Consider the following 26,043-nt stretch of genomic DNA (forward strand, 5'->3'; position numbering starts at 1 on the left):
CAGAAAGGGCCTCATCCGTTTCTGAACACTGCAGCATCTGGCTAAAATTTGCATCGACTTGGACAGAAAGAAATGTGCTGATCAAGTCGCGTTTGATGGCTGGGCTGTCTGCGTTTCCCTGTGTCGGTATGAACCGGATTTCTCGGTAGGGCCGCCTTAGCCGAAGCGCCCAGATTTCCCGACTGATATATATCGCCAAGGGAGTTTGCCGCTTTAGGAATGTTCTGACCCGTGCAGCGTAAGTCGGCACAAAACGCGCATCCGCCATGTCATAAAGGTCGGCAGGTTGATTGATCGCTACACTGTCGACAAACCACGTTTTCTGCTTCAATGACAATGGCCTTCGTGATCAGGAGGAGCCCGGTAGGGCGCCCAAAATGGGCACCCTAAAGCGCGGGTTCATAGAATTTTGATGCCGGCCTTTTCGACATCCGCCATGAAGCCTGCCAGCCCTTTGTCGGTCAGCACATGGTTTGCCATCGCCTTGATCACGGCGGGCGGTGCTGTCGCAACATCGGCGCCGATCTTGGCGCATTCAGACATGTGATTGGCAGAGCGGATCGAGGCCGCAAGGATTTGCGTGTCAAACCCGTAGTTGTCATAGATCGTGCGGATGTCCTCGATCAGTTCCAGCCCATCAAGGTTGATGTCATCCAGTCGCCCGATGAACGGGCTGATGAAGGTCGCGCCTGCTTTGGCCGCCAGTAGCGCCTGATTGGCTGAAAAGCATAGGGTCACGTTGACCATCGTGCCTTCATCGCTGAGCGCCTTGCATGTTTGCAGCCCGGCCCAGGTCAGCGGCACTTTGACCGCGATGTTGTCTGCGATCTTGGCCAGCTTACGCCCTTCGGCCAGCATCTGGTCGGCTTCCAATGCGACCACCTCGGCAGAGACAGGCCCATCAACTATGTCGCAGATTTCCTTGGTCACTTCCAAAATGTCTCGCCCGGATTTGGCGATCAGCGAGGGGTTGGTTGTGACCCCGTCCACCATTCCAAGGTCATTGAGTTCTTTGATTTGATCGATCTCGGCGGTGTCTACGAAAAACTTCATTTGTCTTCTCCGGGGAAGGGTTGGCGTTTGGTTGCGCCTCGTTTACCTCATGGGGTGCGTGGGGGGAAGGCCTCGTGCCAACCTGAGGGTGATCGTCGTCATGATACAGTTTTGCAGCGTGTTAGTCTTGCGACCTGTTGGTGGCGTTGCCCCATCTGTCTGTCTGCGCCGTGCCGCCTGATTTTTACCATGAGGGCGATCTGGTGGGCGTGTTGACGACCCAGCCGCTGGATCGCTTGCTGGACTACAAAGCCCCAGAGGGCGGTTGCCATCTGGGTGCATTTGTCGAGGTGCCGCTTGGCCCCCGCAAGGTGCTTGGCGTTGTTTGGGGACCCGGCCAGGGCGATTATGATCGCACCAAGATCAGATCGGTCATCCGCGTTCTGGATGTGGCCCCAATGCGTGATGAGATGCGCGCGTTCCTGAACCGCGCTGCTGATTACACCCTGACCCCTATGCCTGCCATGCTGCGCCTTGGCACCCGGGCGCCTGGCCTCGGTGATCCGCAGTCCATGCGTAAGATTTACCGGTTGGGCAGCAAGGACCCGGACCGAATGACAAGTGCCCGCGAAAAGGTGCTTGGGGTGCTGCGCGATTATGGCGGGCTGTCTTTTACCCTGCGCGAATTGGCTGAGATGGCCGATGTGGGTACCTCGGTGGTCAAAGGCCTCGTCAAGCAAGGGGCCGTCGCCGAGGAAGAGGCCCCGCGTGATACCCCCTATCCCCGGTTGGATCCGGACTATGGCGGTAAGGAACTGAGCGCCGATCAGGCGGCGGGGGCCGATGCTTTGCGGGCCGCCCTGCGCAAGGATGCTTACGGGACGACTTTGCTGAAAGGCGTGACCGGATCAGGCAAAACGGAAGTCTATTTGGAGGCTGTGGCTGAATGCCTGCGCATGGGCCGGCAGGCGCTAGTGTTGTTGCCCGAGATTGCCTTGTCCGGTGAGTTTATCAACCGGGTCGAGGCGCGCTTTGGCATGAAGCCTGCAGAATGGCATTCGGGCGTTACCATGACCGAGCGTCGCCGTTGTTGGCGTATGGTTGGGCAGGGGGATGCGCAACTGGTTGTGGGAGCCCGCTCGGCCCTGTTCTTGCCCTATCAGCACCTTGGACTGATCGTTGTCGATGAAGAGCATGATAGCTCGTACAAACAAGAAGATGGCGTGCTTTACAATGCGCGGGACATGGCTGTGCTACGGGCTGCGATCAACGGGGCGCAGGTGGTGCTGGCTTCGGCCACGCCTAGCCTAGAAAGTTGGGCCAATGTGGAGGCGGGTAAATATACACGTCTTGAGCTGACATCGCGTTTTGGCGCGTCGGTCCTGCCGAAAATGTCCGCGATTGATATGCGGGTGGAGGATGTCCCAGGGGGGCGGTGGGTTTCACCCACCCTACGGGCCGCAATTAGTGCGAGGCTTGAAAAGGCCGAGCAATCACTGATCTTCCTTAATCGCCGAGGCTACGCGCCGATTACATTGTGTAGGGCCTGCGGCCATCAGATCGGCTGCGATGATTGTGATGCCCGGATGGTCGAGCATCGGTTTCTCAAGCGTTTGATGTGCCATCAATGCGGCGAGACAAAGCCAATGCCCACGGTCTGCCCTTCTTGCGGCGCAGAGGATCGTCTGAGCGCTGTTGGCCCCGGCGTTGAACGCATGGGGGAAGAGATTGAAGGGCTGTTTCCTGAGGCGCGGATCGCGGTCTTGTCCTCTGATCTTTATGGATCAGCCCGCGCGATGAAGGCGCATATAGAAGAGATCGCATCAGGCGCTGCTGATATTATCATCGGCACACAATTGGTGGCCAAAGGGCATAATTTTCCTTTGCTGACCCTTGTTGGGGTGATCGATGCCGATCTGGGCTTGCAGGGATCTGACCTGCGCGCAGCAGAGCGGACATTCCAACTGATGCGGCAGGTAGCCGGCCGCGCGGGCCGGGCAGATAAACCGGGCGAGGCGCTGCTGCAGACTTACCAGCCGGAGCATGCAGTTATCCGGGCGATCCTGGCAGGGGATGAGGAAAGTTTCTGGAAAGCCGAAGCGGCTGAGCGTAAGGCCGCATCGGTGCCACCTTACGGGCGCATGGCCGGGATTATCTTAAGTAGCCCGAATGTGCAGGAAGTCTTTGATTTGGGGGCCGAAATGGCACGTCTGGATGCGCCTCTGCGCCAGATTGGGGCGCAGGTTTTTGGGCCCGCTCCTGCCCCGATTGCGCGGGTGCGTGGACGGCATCGCGTTAGGCTTCTGGTCAAGGCAGACAAGACAGCGCCGCTGCAGCAGGCGCTTGCAAAATGGGTAGGGCAGTTTCGGCTACCGACCAATTTGCGCATGGCGATCGATATCGATCCGCAGAGTTTCTATTAGAGGTTTTGAGCCTTTATCGTCGCTAGGATCAGGTCCGGTATTGCGCGATGAAACGGAAAAGCTGTGCGGCATAACGGTATCTTAATTTTGCCTGTTGTAGGTTTGCCAACGGGACTTGTAAGGCTCATGCGCAACTGTAATCAGGAATTGTACCTTGACGAACGAAATGGATGATCCGGCTGTCAACGAATCCGATCAGCAGGGTGTCAAACTGGCGCTCGTGGTTTTGGCGATACAGACGCCACTTGCACCGGTCGCCGCTGGCGTGATCGGGAATCCAATACTTGGTGTTGGATTGTTTTCGTTTGCGCTGGGTTTGGTTGCAGCGTTTTTTGCACTGCAAAGGCTATCCTGGAACAAACCGATGATCGCGGCTGCGCTGCTGTTGCAAACCATGGCGATTACCGCGGCGTTTGAAGGGCACCCGTGGCAAATCGATACACATATGATCTACTTCGCAGTACTCGCGGTCATTTCGGTGATGTATGAGGTGCGGGTTTTACTGGCCTCTGCCGCATTTGTCGCCATCCACCATCTTGCGATGAGCATTGTGATGCCGACAATGCTCTACCCCGATATGACGGAAGGGTTCATTGCACGGACAGTATTTCACGGCGCAGTGGTTGTGTTGGAAACTATTATCCTTGCGCTGTCCATTCAGCAACGTCACGAAATTTCTCAGCAAGTCAGTGCGCAACGTGATGAAGTCATGGCTTTGAGTGAGGCGAGCCAGGCTGCTGAGCGGGCCGCGCAAGAGGGTGAACGCGCCGTCACCGAAGTTGTTGAGCTATTTCAGGATCACCTGCAAAAGCTCGCCGCGCAGGATTTGTCACAAAAAATAGAAGGACAACTGCCCTCGCAATATGATGATTTGCGGAAAACCTTTAATTACTTGGTCGAAAACCTGGGTAGCGTGTTGCGGATGGCCACCGAAACCTCTGCAGATTTCAGTATCAGTTCGAAAGAGCTGTCGAGCTCTGCCGATGATCTTGCGCAACGGACAGAGCGTCAATCCAGTACACTGTCGGAGACTGCTGAACGTCTACAGGAACTGACGAAGGCGTTGCAGGAAACTGCTGACGGTGCCGGAAAGGCGAACGATACTGCCGCCGTTGCACGCAGTAATGCGCAAAAGAATGGCGATATTGTCGAGCAGGCCGTTGAAGCCATGAAGCAGATCACTGAGTCATCAAGCGAAATTTCGAGTATTATCAGTCTGATCGAAGATATTGCGTTCCAAACAAATCTTTTGGCCCTGAACGCCGGTGTGGAAGCCGCACGCGCTGGTGAGAGCGGACGGGGTTTTGCCGTTGTCGCGTCCGAAGTGCGGGCTTTGGCGCAGCGTACCTCTGAGGCTGCGAGCAGTGTCAAACAACTGATTGAGAAAAGCAGCCAAGAAGTGAAAAAGGGTTCTGGCCTTGTGAATGCGGCGGGTGAAGCCTTGGACGAAATTGTTGGCCAGGTTACCGATGCGAGCGCGATGATTGGCAACATTACGCAATCGGTTAATCATCAAGCTGGCGTGGTTCATAGTCTTAATGATGCGGTGCAGTCTTTGGATACTGCGACACAACATAATGCGGCTATGTGTGAAGAAATGACCGCAATGGGCCAGCAACTAGCCAATGGCGCAAATTCGATGAAGCAGGCCCTGTCCGGCTTTCAGTTTGAATCGGCGGTTGCCCAGCGATTGGCGGGCTAGCAAATGCGCCAGATGGCGAGGACTCCAGTATTTTTGGCTGAGCGCTATTTGAGGGGAAATCGCGTAGTTGCACTAAGCATGTGTGCCAGCGTCCAATAAGGCATGGCGCCTGCTTAAGGCGCTCTTGAAGACAGTCAGGAACAGGCAAATTCGGTGGAAGACGTTATGGGCGTATACTCGGCCCGCAAGGCCAATGTGGAGGCCAATTGAGTTTCATAATATTCGCCGACCGCATCTTCGTTTTTCTTTTATGTAGGATGGGCTTCAACCCAACCTACATTGTCACGACCAACTATTGGGCCAGGCTTTGTGCCAGCCGCATCAATTGCACTGCTTCAGTCCGGTATCCAAACGGGTCATCCCCTCGATTTGCATTGGCCAGGGCGATGGCGTCTTCATAACCCCAATCACCCAAATATTGCGGATTGCGCAGCAGCTGACCGAACCCGGCGATGGCTGCCGCAAAATGCGCCTCCGTGCCCGGAACGTTGCTGCCAATGATCGGGGTTTCAATCAATTGACTGACATCGTCGCCCGGGGCTTTGAAGCGCAGTTTAACATAGCCCAATTCATCCGAAATCGCAGCCACGTTGCTTTCGCCATATCGCAGCGGATCACTGCGCTGTGCAGGGCTGCCGACCGGTGTGACCTCATAGATCGCTGTAACCGTATGACCCGCCCCCAGCTCGCCTGCATCAACGGCGTCATTGTTGAAATCCTCGCGTGCGAGTGCCCGTGTTTCGTAGCCGATCAACCGATATTCAGCGATCTGGGCGGGGTTGAATTCCACCTGCACTTTTACGTCTCCGGCAATCGGGAACAGGGCACCCGACAGCTGGTCCACCAGCACTTTTTGCGCCTCTGATAGCGTATCTATATATGCGGCGATCCCGTTACCATTCTGTGCCAGCGCCTGCATCGTCCTATCATCCAGATTGCCCCGGCCAAAGCCCAATACCGACAGATATGTTCCTGTCTCGCGCTTATCTGCAATGAAATCTTCCAGCGCCGCTGGATTGCTGAGGCCCACGTTGAAATCGCCATCTGTTGCCAGGATCACCCGGCTGATTTCACCATCGGCCTGCATGGTCTCGGCTACCGCATACGCCTGTTCGAGCCCACCTTGCCCGTTCGTTGATCCGCCCGCCCCAAGCGATTGGATTGCGTTCAAGATCGTGCTGCGTTCCGAGGCTGCAGTGGGTGCCAGCACCTGCCCGGCGCTGCCTGCATATTCGACGATAGCGACCTGATCGGATGGCCGCAATGCACCCAGCATCAGCCGAAAGCTTTGCTTCAGAAGTGGCAGTTTGGAAGGGTCATCCATCGAACCTGATGTATCAATCAAGAATACCAGGTTCAGCGGCGGCCGATCATCCAACGCAGGCATTTGGCCTTGAAGGGCGATATGTACCAATTGTGTGTCTTCGTTCCAAGGGGTCTGGAAGGCGCTGACCGTCGGTCGGAAGGGCGCTTCGCCAGCGCCAGGTGCGGGGTAATCATATGGGAAATAATTGATCAGCTCTTCGATCCGAACCGCATTAGCTGGCGGCAACTGCGCGCGGTTCAATGATGAGCGCACCACCCCATAAGACGCCGTGTCCACGTCGATTGAAAACGTTGAAACGGGCATCTCTGATGTGATTTGTAACTGGTTGCTATCGGCATTTGCAAAGCTCTCGGTGTCTCGGGCTGTTGGGCGCAGAAGAACGGTTGGCGCCGGTGGGGAAGCTGTCATTGAAAGCCGGTCGGATGGCGTTGGCATGGCCTCGAGCATAGCGCTTGGTTCGGCTGCACCCCCCAAGATCGCTCCGTTGATATCAGCTGAGTCGGTCGTGCTCCGGGCCTGTGGGGTGACCATCGGCCGAATTTCTGCCAACTCTGCCTCTGCTGGCTCGCTCTTCTGCGGCGCGGCGGGGGCAGGCGGTGTTTGCGGGACACGCATTGCCTCATCACTGCTTGGCGGGATGCTCAGCGGGCCCCTTTGGATGTCGCCAAAAGGCGCGGTTGCGGGCTCTTGCAAGATCAGGTCATCCGATAGTTCCTCGGCCAAAAGCGGGCTGTCTTCGATCTGTGGTTCTGTGATGGTGCCTTCCAATTCGGTCATCGTAATTTGCGGCGGAGTTGATGGGCGCAGCATGTCCTGCACGCCGGGCGTCAGGAATAGAAGGCCGCAGGCCACCAGTGCGGTTGTCGCGCTGAGCGCCCCTTTGGATTTCAATGTGTTCAGCATGGTCATTACTCCTGTCCAGAGGCCATTTGGCCCGGTTACAGGGGTGGGACGCGCCGCTTGTTGCGATCCTTGGAAGGTTTCGAAATTTTTCCGCGCCAATGCCAGATTTTCTGCCCGCCGTGCCGGATCAGGTCGGGGTGTTGCGCTTTGCATCAGTGTTTTGAGGTCGTCCAGATCATCGCTCATGCGACGTCCTCCTTTTGTTTGATGGCCCGCAATGCCTTTTTCGCTTCCGATATCCGCCAGCTGATTGTGCCTTCTGAGACGCCCAGAATATCGGCGGTCTGCGCATGGGTCATATCATCCAGCACCAGCGCTAATGTATCGCGTAGATCTTCGCTCAGTTGGTTCATTGCTGCTGTGAGCCAATCGATTTGTTCGTTTGTGTCCCGGTTGGCGGCTGTGCGTTGCGTTTCCCAATCGCCCCAGCCTTCGGTGGCTTTGCGATAGGTGGACCGCTTGCGGCGCCGGTCATGGGCTGCGTTGACGGCCACCCGGTAAAGCCATGTCGTGACCTTGGCCCGCTTTTGATAGCTACCCAGTTTGGCGGGCAGGGCGGCGCAGATATCCTGGCACAGATCTTCGGCTTCGGCCCGGGCACCTGTCAGCCGAAAGCAAAAGGCAAAGAGCCGGTCATAATGCCGCTCAAGCAAGCTGGCAAAGGCCACTCCGTCACCATTTGCCGCCGCTTCTGCGAGGTCTTCATCGCTGGTTGTCATACGCATCACGGTGGTTAGACGGGCGTGAAAGGTCAATCCTTGGCACGGTTTTCGAATTTTTTTCCCAGAGGGTTAGGCAGCCCCTGTTGTCAATTCAAAGCACTTGCAGATCACACCTGGTTTGCGCCGGTAGGTTTCAAAGCCCATGGCCGCATAATAGCCCAAACCTTCGGCGTTTTCTTCACCAATGGTGGCATCCAGTTTTTCCAGCTCATAGGTTTGGGCGGCAACCCGCGTGGCCGCAAAAAGCGCTTTGCCCACACCCTGCCGTGCCACATCAGGGTTCACATGCGTGCCAATAATCCCCCAACCGGGCGTGACGTCATAGGTATTGCCGGGCTTTGCATAGATCAGCACCTGAAACCCAAGGACGATGCCGTCCTTTTCAGCCAATGCGCAGCTTAGCTTATCGGCCGAGGTGATATAGGTGTCGCGGACAAAATCTGGGTCAGCGGGCCGGGTCCGTTTACCCAAAGCCTGCAGGCGCTGTAAAAACGCGCTCATCTGCGGGATATCAGCGAGGCTGGCTTGTCGGATCAGCATGAAGGGTCCTCGATGCGCTGTTTGGAAGAATGCCGTGCCGGGGGGCGGGGTGCCATCAGACTGGCAGGTTTTGCTGCGTTGCAAAACCCCTGTCATGGGACAGATACCGCTGACGGCACGCCCTGCACGTTGAAAAGCTTTGCCGCCGTCTTTACGAGCATGGCCAACATGTTTCGCATTTTCAGACCCAAACGCCATTGGCCGCCGTCCGGCTTTCGTCCCCCTTGGGCCGCTGATTGTGTTGCGCTTTATGATCATCTTCGCCGCTTGCAAAAGGCGGGGCGCAATTCAGATACAGAACCATTGCCGGATGAAGCGCGGCTATCAAAGGACGCGGCCCATGGCAGTGCTGCGGTTCTCGACGCCTTCCAGCGGCTGGAACGGCATCGCAATGGTCCATCCTTTGATGCATTCTATGACGCGTCGTGCAGGACGACGCTTGAGGACATTTGGGAAGATGTGCTGAACCATTTCCAGGTGGTGGGCATTTCTGATCCGGGCACAGATATGCTTGAATGGGTCCTTCACAATAGCCCTGACCGCGAGCCGGTGAAATTGGCTATTTTCGTCCTTGGTGGTTTGGGTCGCCGCCACCTTGTGCCTGTCTTTGAAACGCTCGGACGTCATGGTGTCTTTGCCAAGCATGCGGGCGCTGCGCTGCTATGCAATTTGCCCGAAGATGACGCACGGGCTGCGATTCTGAAACTTGCCAAGATGCAAACGGGGGCAGGGCGCCTCGATTTGGTCGACTTGCTGACCGATAAACTTGATGAGCCGTTCCGCCGTTGGCTGCTCAGGGATGGTTTGCAGGCCGAGATTGGTAATCATCGGCTTGCCGTGATCGCCCTGACAAAGGGCCAGCCACTTGCGCAATTGCGCCAAGACGCGGCCCCATCAGATCAGGCATTGCTGTGTGGAACAGCCGATATGTTGACCATCTTGCTTGGGGCCGCGGGGTCCCGGATCGCACCGGGATATCACGCTGATATGTTGGCCATTGTGCGGCTGTGGCAGCAGTTGGTGTCAGCCCATCCGGCGACCTTGCAAAGGGTTGTTGCCGCCAAGGTGCTTTATGAACACATCGCTGGCGACAACGCTTTGCCAGAATGGACCGACGCAGACAGGGCTCAAATTCAGGAAGATGCCGTGCAATACCTTGCAGCAGCGGAAAATAGCATTTTGGATAAGGCAGGCCTTTCTGGGATCGGCCAAACGGGTTTTCCCGATGGTGCTGACATTTCAACGACTGAGAACCTCGATCCGTGGGAAGCCGCCTATCAGCGCCAATCAAACGACCCGTCACTGAACCTTTGGGCGGTTTTGGCGGAGGGGCAAAGCGCGGATCAGCAACGGCGCTGCATTGATCTTGCGATTGCGCAATCACCGTTGGATGACATTGCTACAGGTCCCGATAGCCGGATAGCAGATGGCAAAACCTGGGAGGATTATCCAGCCCTGGACCGGGTCTTGTCGCGTGTGGCAAGCGCGCATAAACGCGCTTGGCCATTGGTCAAAGCTGCGCTGCGGTCGCCGCACCCGCGCTTTCGTGTGTCGGCCTGCGATACGCTGCGGAACTGGGGCAAAAAGAACTGGCCGGGTGACGCAAACAAGGTGCTGATCCGTGCCATCGATGAAGAACCCGATCCGGATATACATCTGCGGATGGTTTTGCTCAGGCGCGATGATGCGATGTATGACCGTCGGTTTTAGACCCCAGACCTTAAACCGATGTGCAGATATATTTCATCTCAAGATACTCACCGATCCCGTGGCGCGACCCTTCGCGGCCCAGCCCCGATTGTTTGACCCCGCCAAAGGGCGCGACCTCGGTTGAGATGATCCCGGTATTCACACCCACGATCCCATATTCCAGCGCTTCGGCGACCTTGGTTACACGGCTGAGGTCTTTGGCATAAAAATATGAGGCCAGGCCAAAGATCGTATCATTGGCCTGGGCGATCACGTCATCCTCATCCTCAAATTTGAAAAGCGGGGCGAAGGGGCCGAAGGTTTCATCGGTACTGACCAGCATGTCCTTTTGCGCATTTGTAATGATCGTTGGTTCAAAGAACTGTCCGCCCCAGTCATGCGGCTTGCCGCCGGTCAGCACTTGACCGCCCTTGGCCAGTGCGTCGTCCAGATGGGATTGTACTTTGCTGAGCGCTTTGGGCTCGATCAACGGCCCCAGCGTGGTGCCGTCATCCATCCCGTCACCCACTTGCAATGCCTCAACGGCTGTTTTGAACTTGGCGGCAAAGGCATCATAGACCCCGGCCTGCACATAGATCCGGTTGGCACAAACACAGGTTTGCCCGTTATTGCGGAACTTGCAGGCAATCGCCCCAGTGACAGCCTCGTCCAGATCGGCATCGTCAAAGACGATAAAGGGCGCGTTCCCGCCAAGTTCCATGCTGCATTTCATCACTTGATCGGCCGCTTGCCCCAGCAGGATGCGCCCCACTTGGGTTGAGCCTGTGAAGGTCAGTTTGCGCACGGTGTGATTTTCGCAGAACTCTTTGCCGATAGCGCTGCTGTCGCTGCTGGTGATCACCGAAAAAAGGCCCGGCGGAATGCCCGCCTCTTCGCCCAGTTTGGCCATGGCCAAGGCGGAAAGCGGTGTCAATTCAGAAGGTTTGATCACAAAGCCGCAGCCCGCCGCCAGCGCCGGGGCCACTTTGCGGGTGATCATCGCGTTGGGGAAATTCCACGGTGTGATCCCGGCCACCACCCCGACGGGCTGTTTGATCACGGTGATCCGTTTGTCCGCCATATGGCCAGGGATCGTTTCGCCGTAGATGCGCTTGGCCTCTTCTGCGTACCATTCGACAAAAGAGGCCCCATAGGCGATTTCACCGCGTGCTTCGGCCAGCGGTTTGCCCTGTTCGGCGGTCATGATGATGGCCAGGTCCTTTTGGTTGGCAAGCATCAGATCGAACCATTTGCGCAAGACCGCGGCCCTTTCCTTGGCCGGTAAAGCAGCCCAGGGTTTTTGAGCGACCCGCGCCGCCTCAATCGCCTTGGCGGTCTGGGGCCGGTCCAGATCAGGCACGGTTGCGATTACATCACCTCGGGCTGGATTGGTCACTTCAAAGCTGTTTTCAGCGCTGATCCAGTTGCCAGCCACATAGCTGGCTTCGCAGACAAGATCGGGGCGGGTAAGCATTGACCTAAGATTGGTGATGTCGCGCGGCATGGCTGGCCTCCTTGTCATTTCGGGGCTATCTGAACCTAGCAGGCGAGCAGGGTAAAGGGGGGAACCGCATGGAATTGGATGATGCATATGCCAATGCGGCACATATCCCCGACGGGGCCAGCTATCCGGGACGTTGGGCGTGTGCTGCAGAAACGTTTCGGGCACAGGCTAAGTCCGAGATTGATCTGATATACGGCCCATCGCTAAGGCAGCGTTTGGACATCTTTTATCCCGACGATGCCGTGAAGGGATTGGTTGTCTTTGTACATGGCGGCTATTGGCTGCGCTTTGGCAAATCCGATTGGTCGCATCTGGCCGCAGGTCCGCTGGCCCATGGTTGGGCGGTTGCGATGCCGTCTTATGATCTGTGTCCGCATGTATGCATCGCCGAGATTGGCAGGCAGATTGCTACGGCAATTGATTTCGCCGCAGGCCGTGTTTCCGGGCCGATCCGGCTGGTTGGTCATTCCGCAGGTGGGCAGCTGGTGGCCCGAATTGGTGCGGCCCCAGGCATGGCGGTTTGGAAGGATCGTTTGGCCGGGATCGTGCCCATATCACCCGTTGCGGATTTGGCACCGCTGATGCGGACATCAATGAACGCTGATTTGCGCATTGATGCGGCGGAAGCTGCGGCCGAAAGCCCGCTACATCTGCCTGCGCCAAAGGCAGAGGTGACCGTCTGGGTTGGCGGCGATGAACGTCCGGCGTTTCTGGATCAAGCGAATGCGCTTGGTGCAGCTTGGGGATGCGCGCAAGTGATTGAACCCAAAAGGCATCATTTTGATGTGGTCACCGGATTGGAAAGGTCTGATAGCGGGCTCACACTGGCTGTGGTAGGCAGAAAAGACACCGTCTGATACAAGCTATCGGCTTGTTGTGGACCTAAACCCAATCTCAACATATTGTGCATCTAATCGAAAACGCGCGAATCGCGACAACAGATGGTAATTGGATATGGGTTTGACACGGGGTGTAGTTGTAATTTTGGCTGTTGGGGCTTTATCAGCCTGCGAACGTCTGGGGAACGATAATACGGTCACCGATGGCGGTATTGACGGCGGTTTCCTGCAAGACGGCGTCGCCAATGTTTGGGTCGATCCCGATGGTTGCCAGCACTGGTATATTGATGACGGTTTGGAAGGGTTCATGACCCCGCGCATCAACCGTGATGGCACGCCAAGATGTCAGGACACACGTGGTTACGTGACATTGAAAGACGGCACAACCGTTCCCACAGAACAAGAGCCGTCGGCGCCCGGCGCATAAGCTAGATTGAAATAGCGGTTTAGGCGGCCATGTTCTTGGCCGTCTGACCTTTTATCGCATTGGGCTGAACTGCGCGTCTGTCATTGTGCAGTCACGGATTACATCGTCTCCACAGGTCCGGAACTGCAGATCGGGGGTCATGCAAATGCGTGCCTCTTGGATATAGCCTGACTTGCAGGTGATCGTGATTTGATCCGCTGTCAGATCGTCATTTTCTGCCAGAAATGCCTCTTCCACGACGGTGGCGGGCAATGTGATCTCGCGTTCTAACTGGCGAAAAACAGGGGGGCGTGTCACGCGCCCATAAGCCTCACGGGATAGCGCGTAGTAATCATCAGAAGACAGGCCCGTGCAAACACCGTGTTTGCGCCATTGGTGCCAGGCCAGCCCTGATGTGCCCATGATATCAGCCATTTGCGCTGTATCCGACCTGCTGGGGGCCCGCCGCGTTGTGGGACAGTTGGCGGGGTAGCCACGCTCATATTGCGGCCAGAGCCCATGCAGAATCCAACCAAACTCAGCCGCGTCGTCGCATTGCGGTGAATTGCGCGCATCTCCCTCAAGCGCACACCAATTTGCCGACCATGAAAGCGACAGCACATAGTAGTCAAAGACACCCGCCTGGTCCTGGGCCAAACCGGGTGAGGCGAGAAAGCTGAGCAGCGCGATGAGCCTGTGCATTTTGATCTTTCCTAACTGTCCGATGCTCATTATATAAGCTGTAAGTTCCTCGACAATGCGAACCCGGCTGCAAATGCAGTCTGCCCAAATCAAGGGCGGGGGGAAGGCTTGTCTGCTGATAAGATGGAGACGAAAGATGTCCGATAAACCGATTATGGCCAAAGCGACCGCAGTTTGGCTTTGCGACAATACCACGCTGACATTCAAGCAGATCGCTGATTTTTGTGGTTTTCACGAGCTTGAGGTGCAGGGCATCGCCGATGGTGATGTGGCCACCGGCGTCAAAGGATTTGACCCGATTGCCAATAACCAGCTGACCCAAGAAGAAATTGACAAAGCCGAGGCCAGCCCCCTGCATAAGCTGAAGCTGAAATTCAACTCGGCTGCTGTGGGCGAAGAAAAACGTCGCGGGCCGCGCTACACTCCATTGTCCAAGCGTCAGGATCGCCCGGCCTCGATCTATTGGCTGGTCAAATTCCACCCCGAACTGAGCGACGGCCAGATTTCCAAATTGGTTGGAACGACCAAACCGACTATTCAGGCGATCCGCGAACGGACCCATTGGAATATCAACAATATCGATCCGATTGATCCGGTTGCGCTGGGCCTTTGCAAGCAATCCGAACTGGATGCCGCTGTCCAAAAAGCCAATGCCAAACGGGCGAAAGAGGGCACAGTGATGTCCGATGATGAGCGCCGTAAGCTTGTCAGCACAGAGCAATCACTTGGCATGCCCGCCGAGCCGAAGATGCCAAGTGCGATGGCTGGGCTTGAGACATTTAGCCTCTCCGACCCCCGTGATGAGGGCGAAGAAGAGGAAGATACCCGTGATGTGGGTGATGCGGACAGCTTCTTTAACCTGCCCGATGACAACACGGACGAAGACGACAACTAAGTTTGATGGGCCCGGTGCGCAGTGCTGCGTTCCGGGCTTTCTCAGGCCGGATCGCGCAGCGTTTGAATATGCTGTTGCAGACGATCCTCATCCAACGCGCCAGGCGCTGCGAAGACGGCAAAACGGGCCTCAACGGCCAAACGCTGCGGGTTGGTTCCGGCCGGCAACGCCTCAAGATCGGTGATCCATAACTCCTCGACCTTGAACATCACGCCCGTCAACACGCAGTTCCCATAGGCGTCTTTAAGCGCGGCGCAAATCGCAGCTGCCTGCTGCATCCCAGCGACACGTGTATCAGCTTCATTTGGTGGCAGCAGATCACCGCTATGGGGCAGCGCCACGCTGACTTCTGTTATTGCACCGTCTTCCATGTCAAATGGGGACCCCATGTCGAAATCGGGCAAAAAGGCCAGCTGGCCGGTCAACGCAAGTTTGCCCTCGCGTGTTTCATGCGTATGGGTATGCAGCACATCGCAAAGCGTGCCGATACTGCGCACAACCTCATCGCAATAGGGGATCAGCCGGGCCGGGGCGCGGGCGGCCGCATAAAGCGGCAAAAGCGCCGGATCAGGTGTGGTTTCCTGCGGCTGTAGCAGCGCGTCAGGGGGGATGATTTCGGTCACTTCGACGTAACGTGTCTGGTTCAAGTCGTCCGCGCTGAAGAGTGCCCGCAGCTCTGGCCTGTCGATCGGCGGCACGATTTCGGGGGCTGCGGCTGCCGTAGTCGTATCATCGCGCAGCCAAAACGCGATGTCATAGCCGTGGGCATTCAAAATGACCGTTGGCGCGGCGATCAACAATCCGAAGAAAACGGTGAAAATACGATAGAGGTTCATTGCAAATCTCTTCTTTCCACTGGCGCCGGGTTAAGTGCCCCAATATCAGCGCCTACAGCGGCCAGCAGCGTTTGTTGATGCAGCCGGTTGACTGCGTCGGTGCGCGATTGGGTGTCGCCAGTCAGCACATGATCGGTTCGCATCAGATGAATGTCTTGCCCCGCGAGCGATTGGTATGCGATCGGCTGCTCTGGAATGTCGCCGTAAAGCACATGGGCAGTTTCACGAAGCGCAATGACATCGGTGCTGGCATCAACCCCGAAATTTTCGCTGAACCAGCGATCATAGGCAATGTAACCGGCGGTGTAGGTCTGTAATTGATCAGCTGTAACGCTATCGCCGGCAGCTGCCCTTTCAGACCCGATCCAATCGGGTTGCGGGTTCCGCCAAGGGCGAACCATGCAGTCGCTTTGATCATCAGTGATTACCTGATCGGCCGGGACAAAATCGCTGACCAAAAGGGCATCAAACGTGGTTGTCGGCGCAATATTGGCAAGTCCGGAAATCTCTGATGAAACGATGGCCACATGCGCAACGGTCACGCCGGGCGCCGCGTGAATATTCCAGACAATGCCGTTCCCCATATTTTGCAGCGCAAGGTATAGTGGCGCGGTGTTATCGGTCAGGAAGACATCGATGCTGGACATGGCGCCCGTGACTTGGGCATTTTGATCATAGGCCGCGCCATTTTGTGTCACAGCGGTAACATTCCGCATCAACTGATCGGATAGCGCGGAGGCAGAAAAAGCCTGAAGCGGTGCAGGCAGGGTGCCGTTCTCGACGCGGATATTGACCAGTTTCTCATTGGGAAGTGGTCTGCGCAGGTTACAGCTTGCATTGCGCGCGAAGGGTCTGACTTGACCGATCTCAGTCGTATCGTCCGCAAATGATATGTTTGTCGCCACCTGCGTAAGATCGACTAGGTCGCCATTTAATTGCGCCACTGCCTGAGGTTGTGCGGTGGGGCCGAAAAATGACATAACGTCATTTTCAACGATATCAGCCAGCTTGTCTGCAATGATTTGGTCCTCAGATGGGGCCTCGCGCATCCCGGTTATGGTGGCGACGGTGTTCTTCAAATCATCAGGGAGCGCTTTGAAGCCTACAAAACTGCCAAAAGCCGCGCAGATTATAATGCCTAACCAAATCAGTGTATTACGTATGAATAGGCTGTCAGGTGCTGATCCGTCAGCTTGCGCATTCACCGGGCGGACCGCCTTTGGGGGAGTGGGCGCATCAGAGTCGCCCTGCTTACCGCTTTCGATCCGCTGAAGGCGGGCCGCAAAGCTTTCTTGTTGCTCTTTATCGGTCATCGTTACCCAAACACTGTTCGACAACCCTAAGTTATCGATAAAATTTGACCGATCAATTGCGAGTTTGTGGCAATACCGAGAAAATTTGTGTTCGTTACAGCGTTTTTCGGGCGTTTAGAGCGGCGCTAATGGTTCCGTCATCGAGGTAATCAAGCTCTCCGCCGACCGGGACGCCTTGTGCGAGGGAGGTCACATTTACATGGGGCAATTGATCGGCGATGTAGTGCGCCGTGGTTTGTCCATCGATTGTGGCACCAAGCGCGAGGATAACCTCGCTGATATGTTCTGATGCAACCCTGTCGATCAGTTTGGGTATGCGCAGTTCTTCGGGGCCGATTGCATCAAGTGCTGACAATGTACCACCCAAGACGTGATATCGGCCCTTGAATACGCTGGATCTTTCCATGGCCCAGAGATCTGCGACGTCTTCGACAACCGCGATTTGTCCGTTGGCCCGTTTTTCGGACTGGCAGATATCGCAGAGATCCTTTGTACACACATTGCCGCAATTAAGGCACTCGCGCACGGTGGAACCGACACGGTGCATCGCGTCGGCCAGTGGCATTAAGACAAGCGCACGTTTCTTGATCAGGTGCAGCACTGCCCGCCGTGCTGACCTGGGACCCAGCCCAGGCAGCTTGGCCATCAATGTGATCAATGTCTCAAGATCTTCGTTGTCGTTGCTCATATTTCTGTGCGGGGCGGCGAAGAAATTTCTAGAAATTTCTTCTGGGGCATGAATTTTCGTGAAAATTCATTTGCAGTTTAGAAAGGCAGGTTGACGCCGGGCGGTAGCCCCAGGCCTTCGGTAATCTTGGCCATCTCTTCTTGCGAACGTTCCGATGCTTTGCTTTGCGCATCTTTGATCGCAGCAAGGATCAAATCTTCGACAACCTCTTTGTCATCGCCGTTGAAAATCGACGGATCAATATCCAGCGCCTTTAGCTCGCCTTTTGCGGTCGCTGTCGCTTTTACCAGTCCAGCGCCGCTGACACCTTCCACGGTGATCGTATTCAGGTCTTCCTGCACCTGGGCCATCTTCGCCTGCACTTCTTGTGCCTGCTTCATCATCTTGGCCATATCGCCAAGCCCGCTAAGTCCTTTGAGCATATGACTTCTCCTATCGTTAATTCATGATCCAGTTAGGTCTTTTGACCGACGGGTGCAATCAGTCCTCATCAAACGGATCCCATTCCTCATCCACTTCAGGCAGCGCGTCAGTCAGTGCTTCTTGCGCTTTTTCTGCCTCTGTGCGGATGTCGGTGATCCTGGCCTTTGGGAAGGCAGCGATGACAGCTTGTACAAGCGGATGTGCTTCTGCCTCGGCCTTGACAGCGTTTTCTGCGGCATCGCGCTTTTCGGCTATTGTTGGCTCTCCGCCGCTGGCCACGCTGATCGCCCAGCGGTTTCCCGTCCAGGCCTGCAGCCGCGCGCCAAGCCGCCCGATCAGATCGGGCGCGGCATCGGCAGTTGGGTTTACCTCAATCCGTCCAGGTTGATAATTAACCAGGCGCAGCCCGGTTTCCACTTCCACCAGCAATTTCACATCGCGGTGGGTCCGGATCAGCTCAACCACATCCTCAAAGCGGGCGTAATGCTGTAAAGCGTCCTGGGCCAGAGCCGTCGCAGTCTGCGCGCCAGATGCAACCGGGCCGCCTGGGGCATGAGGCACGGGGGCAGCTTGGCTTGCATGGGCCTGCGTGCTGCCAGCAGTCGGTGCGGGGCGGCTGCCGGAGGGGCCATTGCCCGGCGGCGGCGCGCTATTTTCCAGTTTGCGGACCAATTCGTCCGGGCTGGGCAGGTCGGCGACATGGGTCAAGCGGATGACGGCCATTTCGGCGGCCATCATCGCGTTGGGCGCCATGGCGACTTCTTCGAGCGATTTGAGCAACATCTGCCACATCCGCGAGAGCACCCGCATCGGTAGGGCGCTGGCCATGGCGTGCCCGCGGGCACGCTCATCGGGGCTTATTGTGGGGTCTTCGGCAGCTTCGGGTGTGATCTTGACCACGCTGACCCAGTGACACACTTCGGCCAGATCGCGCAGCACAGCCATCGGATCCGCCCCATCAGCATACTGCGCCGAAAGTTCTGTCAATGCGGTGGCCGCTTCGCCCTTAAGGATCATATCAAAAAGGTCCAAAACGCGGCCCCGGTCGGCAAGGCCCAGCATGGCACGGACCTGTTCGGCGCTGGTTTCGCCTGCGCCATGGCTGATGGCCTGATCCAGCAAGGATTGCGCATCACGGGCCGAACCTTCGGCCGCCCGGGTGATCAGGGCTAATGCCTCATCGGTGATTTCGGCCCCCTCGGCGGTTGCAATTTTGCGCAACAGGCCAATTTGGGCTTCAGGCTCAATCCGGCGCAGGTCAAACCGCTGACAACGGGACAAGACCGTGACAGGGACCTGCCGAATTTCGGTCGTAGCGAAGATGAATTTTACATGGGCGGGCGGCTCTTCAAGCGTTTTAAGCAACGCGTTAAAGGCGTTCTTGGACAGCATGTGCACTTCGTCGATGATGTAGATCTTATACCGGGCCGAGGCCGCACGGTAATTCACACTATCGATAATTTCGCGAATATCGCCAACACCTGTTCGTGATGCCGCGTCCATTTCCATCACGTCGACATGGCGGCCTTCCATGATTGCTGTGCAATGCTCACATTGGCCGCATGGCTCCGTCGTCGGCCCGCCGTTGCCGTCAGGACCAATGCAATTCATGCCCTTGGCAATGATCCGGGCGGTTGTGGTTTTCCCGGTCCCGCGGATACCGGTCATCATAAAGGCCTGGGCGATCCGGTCGGCTGCAAATGCGTTTTTGAGCGTGCGCACCATCGCATCCTGCCCGACAAGATCGGCAAAGGTCTCGGGCCGGTATTTACGGGCGAGCACTTGATAGCTGGGTTGGTCGGTCATGGGCGCCTTTGGATTCGGATGCTGTGTCACAGTAGGTGGCAGAGCGGCGAAGGTCTACCAGATCAAAGCGACCACAGGATAATTCCGGTGCCGATGGTCGCGATGGTCATCGTGGCGGCAAATATGACAAAGCTGCGGCTTGGGGTGGCCTCAACATCGCGTTCGCGTAACCGGGTCAGTGTTTTATGTGCCTGCCGGCACGCGGACCAGAAAATCGCAATGGCCGCGAGCAGAAAAATAGTGGCCACCAGCTTAGCCGCCCAAGTGGGTTCAAATGCGCCAAAAACGGCCTTCAGACCAATAGCGACACCAACTGCGCCAAGCCCGGTGCCCATCCAGCTTGAGAAGGTGCGCTCATTGGCCATGATCGTGCGATCTTCGGCCCATTTGGTGCGCTCTTTGGCAAGGTCATTGTTATCCGGCATGACGCCCACTTAAACGATTGCCCGGAAAGCGTAAATGTTAAACGCCCTAACAGTCTGGGTCCGCTGCACAGTGCTGCAAGGCGGCCTGGGTCGCTGCATCATAGTTGCCGCTAAGCTGTCCCTGATAATAACCTGCTGACTGCATTTTTTGCTGAAAGGCGAGGATCAGCTCTGCGTTCTCACCTTGCAACGCGGCGTCAAAATCGGCCTGCGCGGCATCGGCCCGTGACTGAGATTGGTAAAGGGCGCCGCGCCGTAATAACGCGTTGGCGCGGGCTGAGTCGTTACTGGCCAGATCCCGGGTGCCGATTTCAGCCAGTCGAATTGCCGCACTGTAGCTTTCCAGCGCTTCACTTTCACGGCCCAGTCGTTCCAATATCTCGCCGCGCAATGACCAGTTGTTACTGTCATCGGGATCATGTTCCGTCATTGTTTCAACGGCGTCAAATGCCTCTTGCCAATGGCCGCGCCCGTGATGCAACTGTATTTTTGCGCGCATGGCGACGGCGTAAAGTCCGGCCAGATCGCCGACATTGCCAACCAGCTTGTTTGCCGCTTCATTTTGCCCTGCCTCTTCCAATATGCTGATCCGAGAGGAAAGCGTATTGATGGCATCCTGCGTCTGGCTTGGATCGGACGTCAGGTAGTCCAAGTCGGCGAGGGCAAGATCAAACTGGCCTTGCTGCAGATAAATCGCAGATCGCGCGAAGATGTAATCAAAAGGAAATTCCGTGGCCGCGATAATCGCATTCATATCATTGATCGCCCCAATGAATTGACCGGTTTGCGATTGGCCGATTGCCCTTAAATACAACAGGTCCAAATTCTGGGGTTCGTTGATCAAACCTGCATCTGCAAAAGCGATCACTCCACTGGGGTCACTGGAAAGCTGGTCTTGAATACCCTCAAGCAGCCGGCGCATTTCGCGTCTTGCTGGTCCGTAATTTGGATCCAAAGCCAGCGCCTCTTGCAAGTCGGTAAGCCCTGCGCTGTCATGACCCAGCCGGATGTTCAACCATCCCCGTTGATACCAAGGCCACATCGTTTTTGGGTCATTGGCGATGACGTGGCCGATATCGGTTACCGCACCTGCATAATCGCCAAGTTGCCGTTTGACCCAGGACCTTTCCTGCCACAGCCCCATAACGGCAGGATGTTTCTCAATCGCGCCGTCCAAAATGATTAGCGCAGCTTCATCATTCTCCAAATCCTGAAGCAAATCAGCCCGGGCGCGAAGCAGATATCGGTCATCTGGTGCAATAAGCGCGGCCCGGTTCAAATCCGCATCAGCAAGGTCATAACTTTCCATCAACCGATACGTTTCTGCCCGTCCAACCAGCCCATACAGATCATCGGGACGATGATGTAAAAAGATATCATAGTCGCGCAAGGCGGCAGGGAAATCGTGCTTATGACGGGACAGCAGCGACCCGCGCTCGTAGAATGCCGTGATTTTGTTTGGGAACAGTGCAATCGCATTGTCATAGTGACCCAAAGCGGTTTCCCAGTCTCCGCGTTTGTCGCTCAGCCTGCCAAGGTGAAAGGCGACGCGCCCGCGTTCTTCGTCTGAAAGACTGTCTGTTGCGTAGGCGCGCAGGCAGATATCCTCGCTGCCGTCGTCCAGTAAACAATCTGCGGCCAGCGGGTGCAGTCCTGTGCTGGTGCTGTAGACGTAGATCGCAGCGGCAGCTGCGCACAACAGCAATGTAAGAGCTCTGGTTTTGTTCATCAATTTCTCCGATGATGGGTTCTAGATATAGTGGCGGCAAACAATCAACCGTCGAAAGCTATTGCGCAGCTATATTCGTTGACATAGATTGTTGCTGCCGTGTTGGGCGGCAGCCAGGTTCGCGGAAAGCGCGCAGCACCCAATAACGACCTTTAGACGCCTCAGATTGGTGGTCTTTCTCATTTGCCCGGATTAGCGAACCGGCGGGTACATGTCATGAGGAAGCCAATGACAGATCCACTTGATACCTTGCGCAAGCAGGCAAAAATTCTTCACAAAAGCTATGAATCCGGCACGCCCGACGCGATTGCCCGTGTTGCCTTGGTAAATCCCCGGGCGGGTGATTTCAAACGCGCGGATTTTCTGCATGTCATCGCGCGCGAGAATAACTTCCCAAGTTGGCCGCAGATGAAAACAGCGATCGAAACCCAAGGTATGGATCGCGCAGCCAAACAGCAGCGGTTGAAGATCGCGCTGTATCACGGCCAGGTGCAGGTTGTGCAGCGCTTGATCTGGGAAACCCCTGATCTGGCCGATGATGCTTTTGGTTTGCAGGTCGCTTTATTCGATTGGCCCGCGGTCCGTGATGTCCTGGCCTATGATCCGGCGGCGGCGACCCGGACCTATGGCCCGCGCCGCCCAATCCTGCATCTGGCCTTTTCCAAGATGCTGAAAATCTGGCCCGAAAAACAGGCGGATATGATTGCGATTGCCGAGGCGCTTGTCGCCCATGGGGCGGATGTCAATGACGGCTACCCGGCTGAGCCAGGCAGCACCCACATGCTTTCTGCGCTCTATGGGGCGCTGGGCCATGCCGGGAATATGCCGCTGGCCAAGTGGCTGCTTGATCGCGGTGCAAATCCTGACGATGGCGAGAGCCTTTATCACGCGACTGAGCTTGGTCATCATGATGGTCTGAAGATGTTGCTGGCTGCGGGGCCCAATCCCAAAGGAACAAACGCATTGCGCCGGGCAATGGACTTTGACGATCCGGTCATGGTCAAAATGCTGCTCGATGCGGGGGCCGATCCGAATGAGGGCATGGGCACCGCGCTCCATCATGCCGCATTGCGTCGGTGCGGAGCGCCGATTTGCGCGATGTTGCTTGCGGCGGGCGCGGATCAGAACATTCTTCAAAACGGGATCACCGCTTACGGTGCTGCGCGGGTCTATCGCCACCCTGAACTGGCCAAACTGCTCACCCCGGTCGCCTTGTCGGCAGAAGAAGAATTGCTCGCCCTTGCTGCCGAGAACAATGTCCCCGCTGGCCGTTTCATCGACCCGGCGAAAGTTCCGCCTGCCTATGCCGATATTGTGCGGCAGATGATCTATCCTGATCAGGACTTGACCCATTTGAAAGCTCTGATCGCGCTTGGCATGCCGTGGGATCGGCCTGATCCCTCTGGTTTGCCGCCGGTTCAAATTGCGGGCTGGGAAGGTTTGCCAGAAACGCTGGCATATTTCCTCAGCTTGAGCCCCGATCTCAGTCATATAAACGGTTATGGCGGCACGCTTTTGTCGACAATCATTCATGGGTCTGAAAATAATCCATACCGGGCAGAGCGTGATTATTTGGCCTGTCTGCGTCTTGTTTTGAACGCGGGGGTGGCCTTGCCTAAACGCGCGATTTCATTTTCTGGCGTGCCAGAAATTAGCGAATTTCTGGCCGAGTGGGCCGCACAACATCCGGGGCAAGTTGTTAGCCATGGCGTCTTCTGATTTTGCAATCTACCCGCTTGCGGTCGGGGATGGTAAGCTGGCGATCAGCCCCATTCCCGGCCGTTTCGGATGCTATCAGACGGACCTGCGCATATTGCAATCCTGGGCGCCAGATCTGGTGATCACATTGACATCGCAAGATGAATTAGACGGCCAAGGTGCCGGTGCTCTGGGTGCTGATCTGGCTGAGAAGCGCATCAATTGGCGTCATCTTCCAGTGCGGGATTTTGACATTCCAGATGATCTGGATTGGCCCGCGCTGCGGCAGGAAATACTGGCTGTTTTAGCGGGCGGGGGCCGGATCCTGGTGCATTGCTTTGGCGGTTGTGGGCGATCTGGGATGCTTGTGCTGCGCTGCATGATCGCGGCAGGTACGCCACCGGATGCGGCCCTGCGGCGCTTGCGCGACATGCGGCCCTGCGCTGTGGAAACCAAGGCGCAAATGGATTGGGCTCTGCAGGATGGGGATTGATTGCCTGCAAATTCGCGTCAAAGATGGGCGGGGCGCAGCTGGAGGAATAGTGATGATCAAAAGAGCGATTTTGCTTGTCTGTCTGTTCAGTTTATCCGGCTGCATCAGCTATGCGCCGCCCTGCACAGACAGATATGACTGGACGGCTGTCGGGCAGGAACCGGCTTGCAGCGGCGGAAAAAGGCATTTGGTTGGTTTGAATTCGTAGGGTGGGTGCGAACCCACCTTGCGCGATAAAGATACCGTACATACGGCGTACAGAACCTGTACATACACCTAGGGTCAGGACCCTAAAGCTTTTGAGGGGTTTCCCGCTGCAAGGCCCCCAAGGCGGCGTGAATGCCGCGTCCGGCCCCCAGGGTGTCTTTGAAACGGGCGATCACATGCAGATGCGCGTGAAACACATGCTGCCCGGCGGCCGCCCCGACATTCCAGCCGATCGTGTAGCCATCAGGATTGGCTGCCGACAGATAGCTGCGCGCAAACTGCAGGGCATCGCCCATCTGCGCCCATTCCGCGGCGGTCATCGCGAACGGATCGGCGACATGCCGCTGCGGGATAATCATCACCGCATGTGCCCGGTCTGCCCCGCGCGATTTCAGGACGAAATGCGCGGGGTTTTGATAGATCGGAGCGTCCTCCAGCAAGCCATTCCCGAGGCAAAACCGGCACTCTGGCAGGGAGGCCATCACCGCCCCTTCTTTTTCATCGCCGCCTTTACCTTTTTGCCGAACTGGCGATGGCGTTCACGGGCCTGGGCGATGGTTTCTGTCGCATGCAGGTTTTCGCGTTTGAGCTTTTTGAACCGCCGCAGCCGCTCTGGATCGATCTGCCCTGCGGCGATGGCCGCCTGCACGGCGCAGCCAGGCTCGCTTTCGTGTTCGCAATCGCGAAATTTGCATTGGGTGGCCAGTTCCGAGATTTCGGGGAAGGTCGCGTCGATCCCATAGGCCACATCCGCCACCCCAAGCCCGCGCATGCCGGGTGTGTCAATCAGCCAGCCGCCTGCAGGGATCTGATGCAGTGACCGCCCTGTTGTGGTGTGCCGCCCGCGCGCGTCGTCCTCGCGGATGTCTTGGGTTAGGGCCTGTCCGCCAGTCAGCGCATTGGCAAGCGTCGTTTTCCCAACCCCGGATGAGCCGGTCAGCGCCACCGTTTGACCCGCCCCGCACCACGGGCTGAGCAGGGCAGGGATGTCATCCCCTTTGGCGTTCAGCGCCAGCACCTCCAGATCCCGGCCAAGGCCGCGCGCCTGATCGATATAGTCATCGGGCACCTCCGCCTGATCGGCTTTGGTCAACAGGATCACAGGCGTGATGAGCGCATCATGGGCGAGGGCCAGATACCGCTCAAGCCGGGCGACGTTGAAGTCGTTGTTGCAGGATGTGGTGATAAAGAGCGTGTCCAGATTGGCCGCGATCAGTTGTTTGTCGCCCGTATGATATTCGGTGCCGCGCGACAGTTCGGTCTTGCGTTCAAGCACGCGGGTCAGGCGGTGCTGTGTCGGGGCGGCCAGCACCCAGTCACCCACCGCAACAGCAGCGGTGGTGATCCCGGGATCAAGCGTTAACTCAAGCGGGCCGATTTCAGAAAGTGCATTCACCCGGTCACGGTGGACCGTTGTAATGCGGGCAGGGGTCAGGCTTTCCAGCTCTTCGATATCAAGCTGGGACATATAAAAAGGCGACCAGCCAAGGGCGTCGCGTGTCAGATTGGTCAATGGGGTGTCCTCGTCAAAGGCATCAGAATTGGCTGGTGGACCATGCCTACCAGCAGGAACCGGACGAGGGAACGGAAAACAGCTTCAGCGCACCCGGGCCGGGAGGGTGTAAAACGCAATCATCTTTGTCCTCCTGTTTTTGAGGGTTTCTCAATGAAGACGCTGCCAGCACAAAGGGGTGTTGTCAACAAAGAGCTCGGTGTTTGCGTTTGCTGAGGTCTCAACGCATCTGAAACGCCATATTGCGTTGTCTTTTACGCCATCGTC

The 26,043-nt window shown here is 56.7% G+C and carries 23 protein-coding genes; 8 read left to right on the plus strand and 15 right to left on the minus strand.

Annotated elements, in window-relative coordinates:
• Nucleotides 1-399 precede the first annotated feature (399 nt).
• On the minus strand, nt 400-1,053 hold the full coding sequence (fsa, locus tag AABB29_RS12095) for a fructose-6-phosphate aldolase (RefSeq protein ID WP_341366667.1): 654 nt from the start codon (nt 1,051-1,053) through the stop codon (nt 400-402).
• A gap of 146 nt (nt 1,054-1,199) precedes the next feature.
• Here fsa and AABB29_RS12100 point away from each other — a divergent pair, with 146 nt between their 5' ends.
• A complete protein-coding gene (locus tag AABB29_RS12100) occupies nt 1,200-3,416 on the plus strand; it encodes a primosomal protein N' (RefSeq protein WP_373636531.1) in 2,217 nt (738 codons plus the stop codon).
• Between the two features lie 154 nt (nt 3,417-3,570).
• The gene (locus tag AABB29_RS12105) at nt 3,571-5,118 is read left to right on the plus strand and encodes a methyl-accepting chemotaxis protein (RefSeq protein WP_341366666.1); all 1,548 of its coding nucleotides are present in this window, start codon (nt 3,571-3,573) and stop codon (nt 5,116-5,118) included.
• A 292-nt stretch (nt 5,119-5,410) separates the two neighbouring features.
• Here the strand turns inward: AABB29_RS12105 and AABB29_RS12110 are convergent, their stop codons facing one another.
• The 3 genes from AABB29_RS12110 to AABB29_RS12120 form a co-directional block, all read right to left on the minus strand.
• Entirely contained in the window at nt 5,411-7,534 is a 2,124-nt protein-coding gene (locus tag AABB29_RS12110) for a VWA domain-containing protein (RefSeq protein ID WP_341366665.1), read from the minus strand.
• Nucleotides 7,531-8,067, minus strand: a complete 537-nt coding sequence (locus AABB29_RS12115) for an RNA polymerase sigma factor (RefSeq protein WP_341366664.1) — start codon at nt 8,065-8,067, stop codon at nt 7,531-7,533. Before AABB29_RS12115 ends, AABB29_RS12110 begins: the two co-directional genes overlap by 4 nt.
• 72 nt (nt 8,068-8,139) lie before the next feature.
• Nucleotides 8,140-8,610, minus strand: coding sequence for a GNAT family N-acetyltransferase (locus tag AABB29_RS12120; RefSeq protein WP_341366663.1), 471 nt, complete (start codon nt 8,608-8,610; stop codon nt 8,140-8,142).
• Between the two features lie 12 nt (nt 8,611-8,622).
• Here AABB29_RS12120 and AABB29_RS12125 point away from each other — a divergent pair, with 12 nt between their 5' ends.
• Nucleotides 8,623-10,320, plus strand: coding sequence for a hypothetical protein (locus AABB29_RS12125; protein WP_341366662.1), 1,698 nt, complete (start codon nt 8,623-8,625; stop codon nt 10,318-10,320).
• Nucleotides 10,321-10,330: 10 nt separating this feature from the next.
• On the opposite strand, the gene AABB29_RS12130 is transcribed toward AABB29_RS12125, so the two are convergent.
• Nucleotides 10,331-11,803, minus strand: a complete 1,473-nt coding sequence (locus AABB29_RS12130) for an NAD-dependent succinate-semialdehyde dehydrogenase (RefSeq protein ID WP_341366661.1) — start codon at nt 11,801-11,803, stop codon at nt 10,331-10,333.
• Nucleotides 11,804-11,871: 68 nt separating this feature from the next.
• Here AABB29_RS12130 and AABB29_RS12135 point away from each other — a divergent pair, with 68 nt between their 5' ends.
• Both AABB29_RS12135 and AABB29_RS12140 read left to right on the plus strand, forming a co-directional pair.
• On the plus strand, nt 11,872-12,660 hold the full coding sequence (locus tag AABB29_RS12135) for an alpha/beta hydrolase (RefSeq protein WP_341366660.1): 789 nt from the start codon (nt 11,872-11,874) through the stop codon (nt 12,658-12,660).
• Between the two features lie 97 nt (nt 12,661-12,757).
• The gene (locus AABB29_RS12140; protein WP_341366659.1) at nt 12,758-13,069 is read left to right on the plus strand and encodes a hypothetical protein; all 312 of its coding nucleotides are present in this window, start codon (nt 12,758-12,760) and stop codon (nt 13,067-13,069) included.
• A gap of 51 nt (nt 13,070-13,120) precedes the next feature.
• Here AABB29_RS12140 and AABB29_RS12145 read toward each other — a convergent pair whose 3' ends face one another.
• Nucleotides 13,121-13,750: a ribonuclease T gene (locus tag AABB29_RS12145; RefSeq protein ID WP_373636532.1), complete on the minus strand. Its 630-nt coding sequence runs from the start codon at nt 13,748-13,750 to the stop codon at nt 13,121-13,123.
• Nucleotides 13,751-13,886: 136 nt separating this feature from the next.
• Here AABB29_RS12145 and AABB29_RS12150 point away from each other — a divergent pair, with 136 nt between their 5' ends.
• Nucleotides 13,887-14,645: a cell cycle transcriptional regulator TrcR gene (locus tag AABB29_RS12150; RefSeq protein WP_341366658.1), complete on the plus strand. Its 759-nt coding sequence runs from the start codon at nt 13,887-13,889 to the stop codon at nt 14,643-14,645.
• Nucleotides 14,646-14,686: 41 nt separating this feature from the next.
• Here AABB29_RS12150 and AABB29_RS12155 read toward each other — a convergent pair whose 3' ends face one another.
• From AABB29_RS12155 to AABB29_RS12185, 7 genes are all read right to left on the minus strand, one after another.
• Entirely contained in the window at nt 14,687-15,481 is a 795-nt protein-coding gene (locus AABB29_RS12155; protein ID WP_341366657.1) for a hypothetical protein, read from the minus strand.
• Nucleotides 15,478-16,794: a hypothetical protein gene (locus tag AABB29_RS12160; RefSeq protein WP_341366656.1), complete on the minus strand. Its 1,317-nt coding sequence runs from the start codon at nt 16,792-16,794 to the stop codon at nt 15,478-15,480. Before AABB29_RS12160 ends, AABB29_RS12155 begins: the two co-directional genes overlap by 4 nt.
• A gap of 94 nt (nt 16,795-16,888) precedes the next feature.
• Nucleotides 16,889-17,482 (minus strand): recombination mediator RecR, encoded by a 594-nt coding sequence (recR, locus tag AABB29_RS12165; protein ID WP_341366655.1) that lies wholly within the window; start codon nt 17,480-17,482, stop codon nt 16,889-16,891.
• 77 nt (nt 17,483-17,559) lie between these two features.
• On the minus strand, nt 17,560-17,904 hold the full coding sequence (locus AABB29_RS12170) for a YbaB/EbfC family nucleoid-associated protein (RefSeq protein ID WP_341366654.1): 345 nt from the start codon (nt 17,902-17,904) through the stop codon (nt 17,560-17,562).
• Between the two features lie 58 nt (nt 17,905-17,962).
• On the minus strand, nt 17,963-19,711 hold the full coding sequence (locus tag AABB29_RS12175) for a DNA polymerase III subunit gamma/tau (RefSeq protein ID WP_373636533.1): 1,749 nt from the start codon (nt 19,709-19,711) through the stop codon (nt 17,963-17,965).
• Nucleotides 19,712-19,773: 62 nt separating this feature from the next.
• Nucleotides 19,774-20,136 carry a DUF202 domain-containing protein gene (locus AABB29_RS12180; protein ID WP_341366653.1) on the minus strand — a complete coding sequence of 121 codons (363 nt, stop codon included), beginning with the start codon at nt 20,134-20,136 and terminating at the stop codon, nt 19,774-19,776.
• 46 nt (nt 20,137-20,182) lie between these two features.
• A complete protein-coding gene (locus AABB29_RS12185) occupies nt 20,183-21,865 on the minus strand; it encodes a tetratricopeptide repeat protein (RefSeq protein ID WP_341366652.1) in 1,683 nt (560 codons plus the stop codon).
• A 228-nt stretch (nt 21,866-22,093) separates the two neighbouring features.
• Between AABB29_RS12185 and AABB29_RS12190 the strand changes: the two genes are divergently transcribed.
• Together AABB29_RS12190 and AABB29_RS12195 are read left to right on the plus strand one after the other, a co-directional pair.
• The gene (locus AABB29_RS12190) at nt 22,094-23,584 is read left to right on the plus strand and encodes an ankyrin repeat domain-containing protein (protein ID WP_341366651.1); all 1,491 of its coding nucleotides are present in this window, start codon (nt 22,094-22,096) and stop codon (nt 23,582-23,584) included.
• Nucleotides 23,571-24,056, plus strand: a complete 486-nt coding sequence (locus tag AABB29_RS12195; RefSeq protein ID WP_341366650.1) for a protein-tyrosine phosphatase family protein — start codon at nt 23,571-23,573, stop codon at nt 24,054-24,056. The genes AABB29_RS12190 and AABB29_RS12195 overlap by 14 nt, the downstream gene beginning before the upstream one ends.
• Before the next feature lie 290 nt (nt 24,057-24,346).
• Here AABB29_RS12195 and AABB29_RS12200 read toward each other — a convergent pair whose 3' ends face one another.
• Both AABB29_RS12200 and rsgA read right to left on the minus strand, forming a co-directional pair.
• Nucleotides 24,347-24,745: an HIT family protein gene (locus AABB29_RS12200; protein ID WP_341366649.1), complete on the minus strand. Its 399-nt coding sequence runs from the start codon at nt 24,743-24,745 to the stop codon at nt 24,347-24,349.
• On the minus strand, nt 24,745-25,776 hold the full coding sequence (gene rsgA / locus AABB29_RS12205) for a ribosome small subunit-dependent GTPase A (RefSeq protein WP_341366648.1): 1,032 nt from the start codon (nt 25,774-25,776) through the stop codon (nt 24,745-24,747). The genes AABB29_RS12200 and rsgA overlap by 1 nt, the downstream gene beginning before the upstream one ends.
• Between the last annotated feature and the right edge of the window lie 267 nt (nt 25,777-26,043).

The organism is Yoonia sp. BS5-3, from assembly GCF_038069655.2.
In the GTDB taxonomy this organism is placed as follows: domain Bacteria; phylum Pseudomonadota; class Alphaproteobacteria; order Rhodobacterales; family Rhodobacteraceae; genus Yoonia; species Yoonia phaeophyticola.

Coding starts and splice junctions, on each gene's coding strand:
- AABB29_RS12140 (WP_341366659.1), top strand. CDS start 12,758: ATGGGTTTGACACGGGGTGTAGTTGTAATTTTGGCTGTTGGGGCTTTA.
- AABB29_RS12135 (WP_341366660.1), top strand. CDS start 11,872: ATGGAATTGGATGATGCATATGCCAATGCGGCACATATCCCCGACGGG.
- AABB29_RS12130 (WP_341366661.1), bottom strand. CDS start 11,803: ATGCCGCGCGACATCACCAATCTTAGGTCAATGCTTACCCGCCCCGAT.
- AABB29_RS12160 (WP_341366656.1), bottom strand. CDS start 16,794: ATGACCGATAAAGAGCAACAAGAAAGCTTTGCGGCCCGCCTTCAGCGG.
- AABB29_RS12195 (WP_341366650.1), top strand. CDS start 23,571: ATGGCGTCTTCTGATTTTGCAATCTACCCGCTTGCGGTCGGGGATGGT.
- AABB29_RS12190 (WP_341366651.1), top strand. CDS start 22,094: ATGACAGATCCACTTGATACCTTGCGCAAGCAGGCAAAAATTCTTCAC.
- fsa (WP_341366667.1), bottom strand. CDS start 1,053: ATGAAGTTTTTCGTAGACACCGCCGAGATCGATCAAATCAAAGAACTC.
- AABB29_RS12150 (WP_341366658.1), top strand. CDS start 13,887: ATGTCCGATAAACCGATTATGGCCAAAGCGACCGCAGTTTGGCTTTGC.
- AABB29_RS12175 (WP_373636533.1), bottom strand. CDS start 19,711: ATGACCGACCAACCCAGCTATCAAGTGCTCGCCCGTAAATACCGGCCC.
- AABB29_RS12125 (WP_341366662.1), top strand. CDS start 8,623: ATGCGCTGTTTGGAAGAATGCCGTGCCGGGGGGCGGGGTGCCATCAGA.
- AABB29_RS12170 (WP_341366654.1), bottom strand. CDS start 17,904: ATGCTCAAAGGACTTAGCGGGCTTGGCGATATGGCCAAGATGATGAAG.
- AABB29_RS12180 (WP_341366653.1), bottom strand. CDS start 20,136: ATGCCGGATAACAATGACCTTGCCAAAGAGCGCACCAAATGGGCCGAA.
- AABB29_RS12185 (WP_341366652.1), bottom strand. CDS start 21,865: ATGAACAAAACCAGAGCTCTTACATTGCTGTTGTGCGCAGCTGCCGCT.
- AABB29_RS12155 (WP_341366657.1), bottom strand. CDS start 15,481: ATGAACCTCTATCGTATTTTCACCGTTTTCTTCGGATTGTTGATCGCC.
- AABB29_RS12115 (WP_341366664.1), bottom strand. CDS start 8,067: ATGACAACCAGCGATGAAGACCTCGCAGAAGCGGCGGCAAATGGTGAC.
- AABB29_RS12200 (WP_341366649.1), bottom strand. CDS start 24,745: ATGGCCTCCCTGCCAGAGTGCCGGTTTTGCCTCGGGAATGGCTTGCTG.
- AABB29_RS12110 (WP_341366665.1), bottom strand. CDS start 7,534: ATGAGCGATGATCTGGACGACCTCAAAACACTGATGCAAAGCGCAACA.
- recR (WP_341366655.1), bottom strand. CDS start 17,482: ATGAGCAACGACAACGAAGATCTTGAGACATTGATCACATTGATGGCC.
- AABB29_RS12120 (WP_341366663.1), bottom strand. CDS start 8,610: ATGCTGATCCGACAAGCCAGCCTCGCTGATATCCCGCAGATGAGCGCG.
- AABB29_RS12145 (WP_373636532.1), bottom strand. CDS start 13,750: ATGCACAGGCTCATCGCGCTGCTCAGCTTTCTCGCCTCACCCGGTTTG.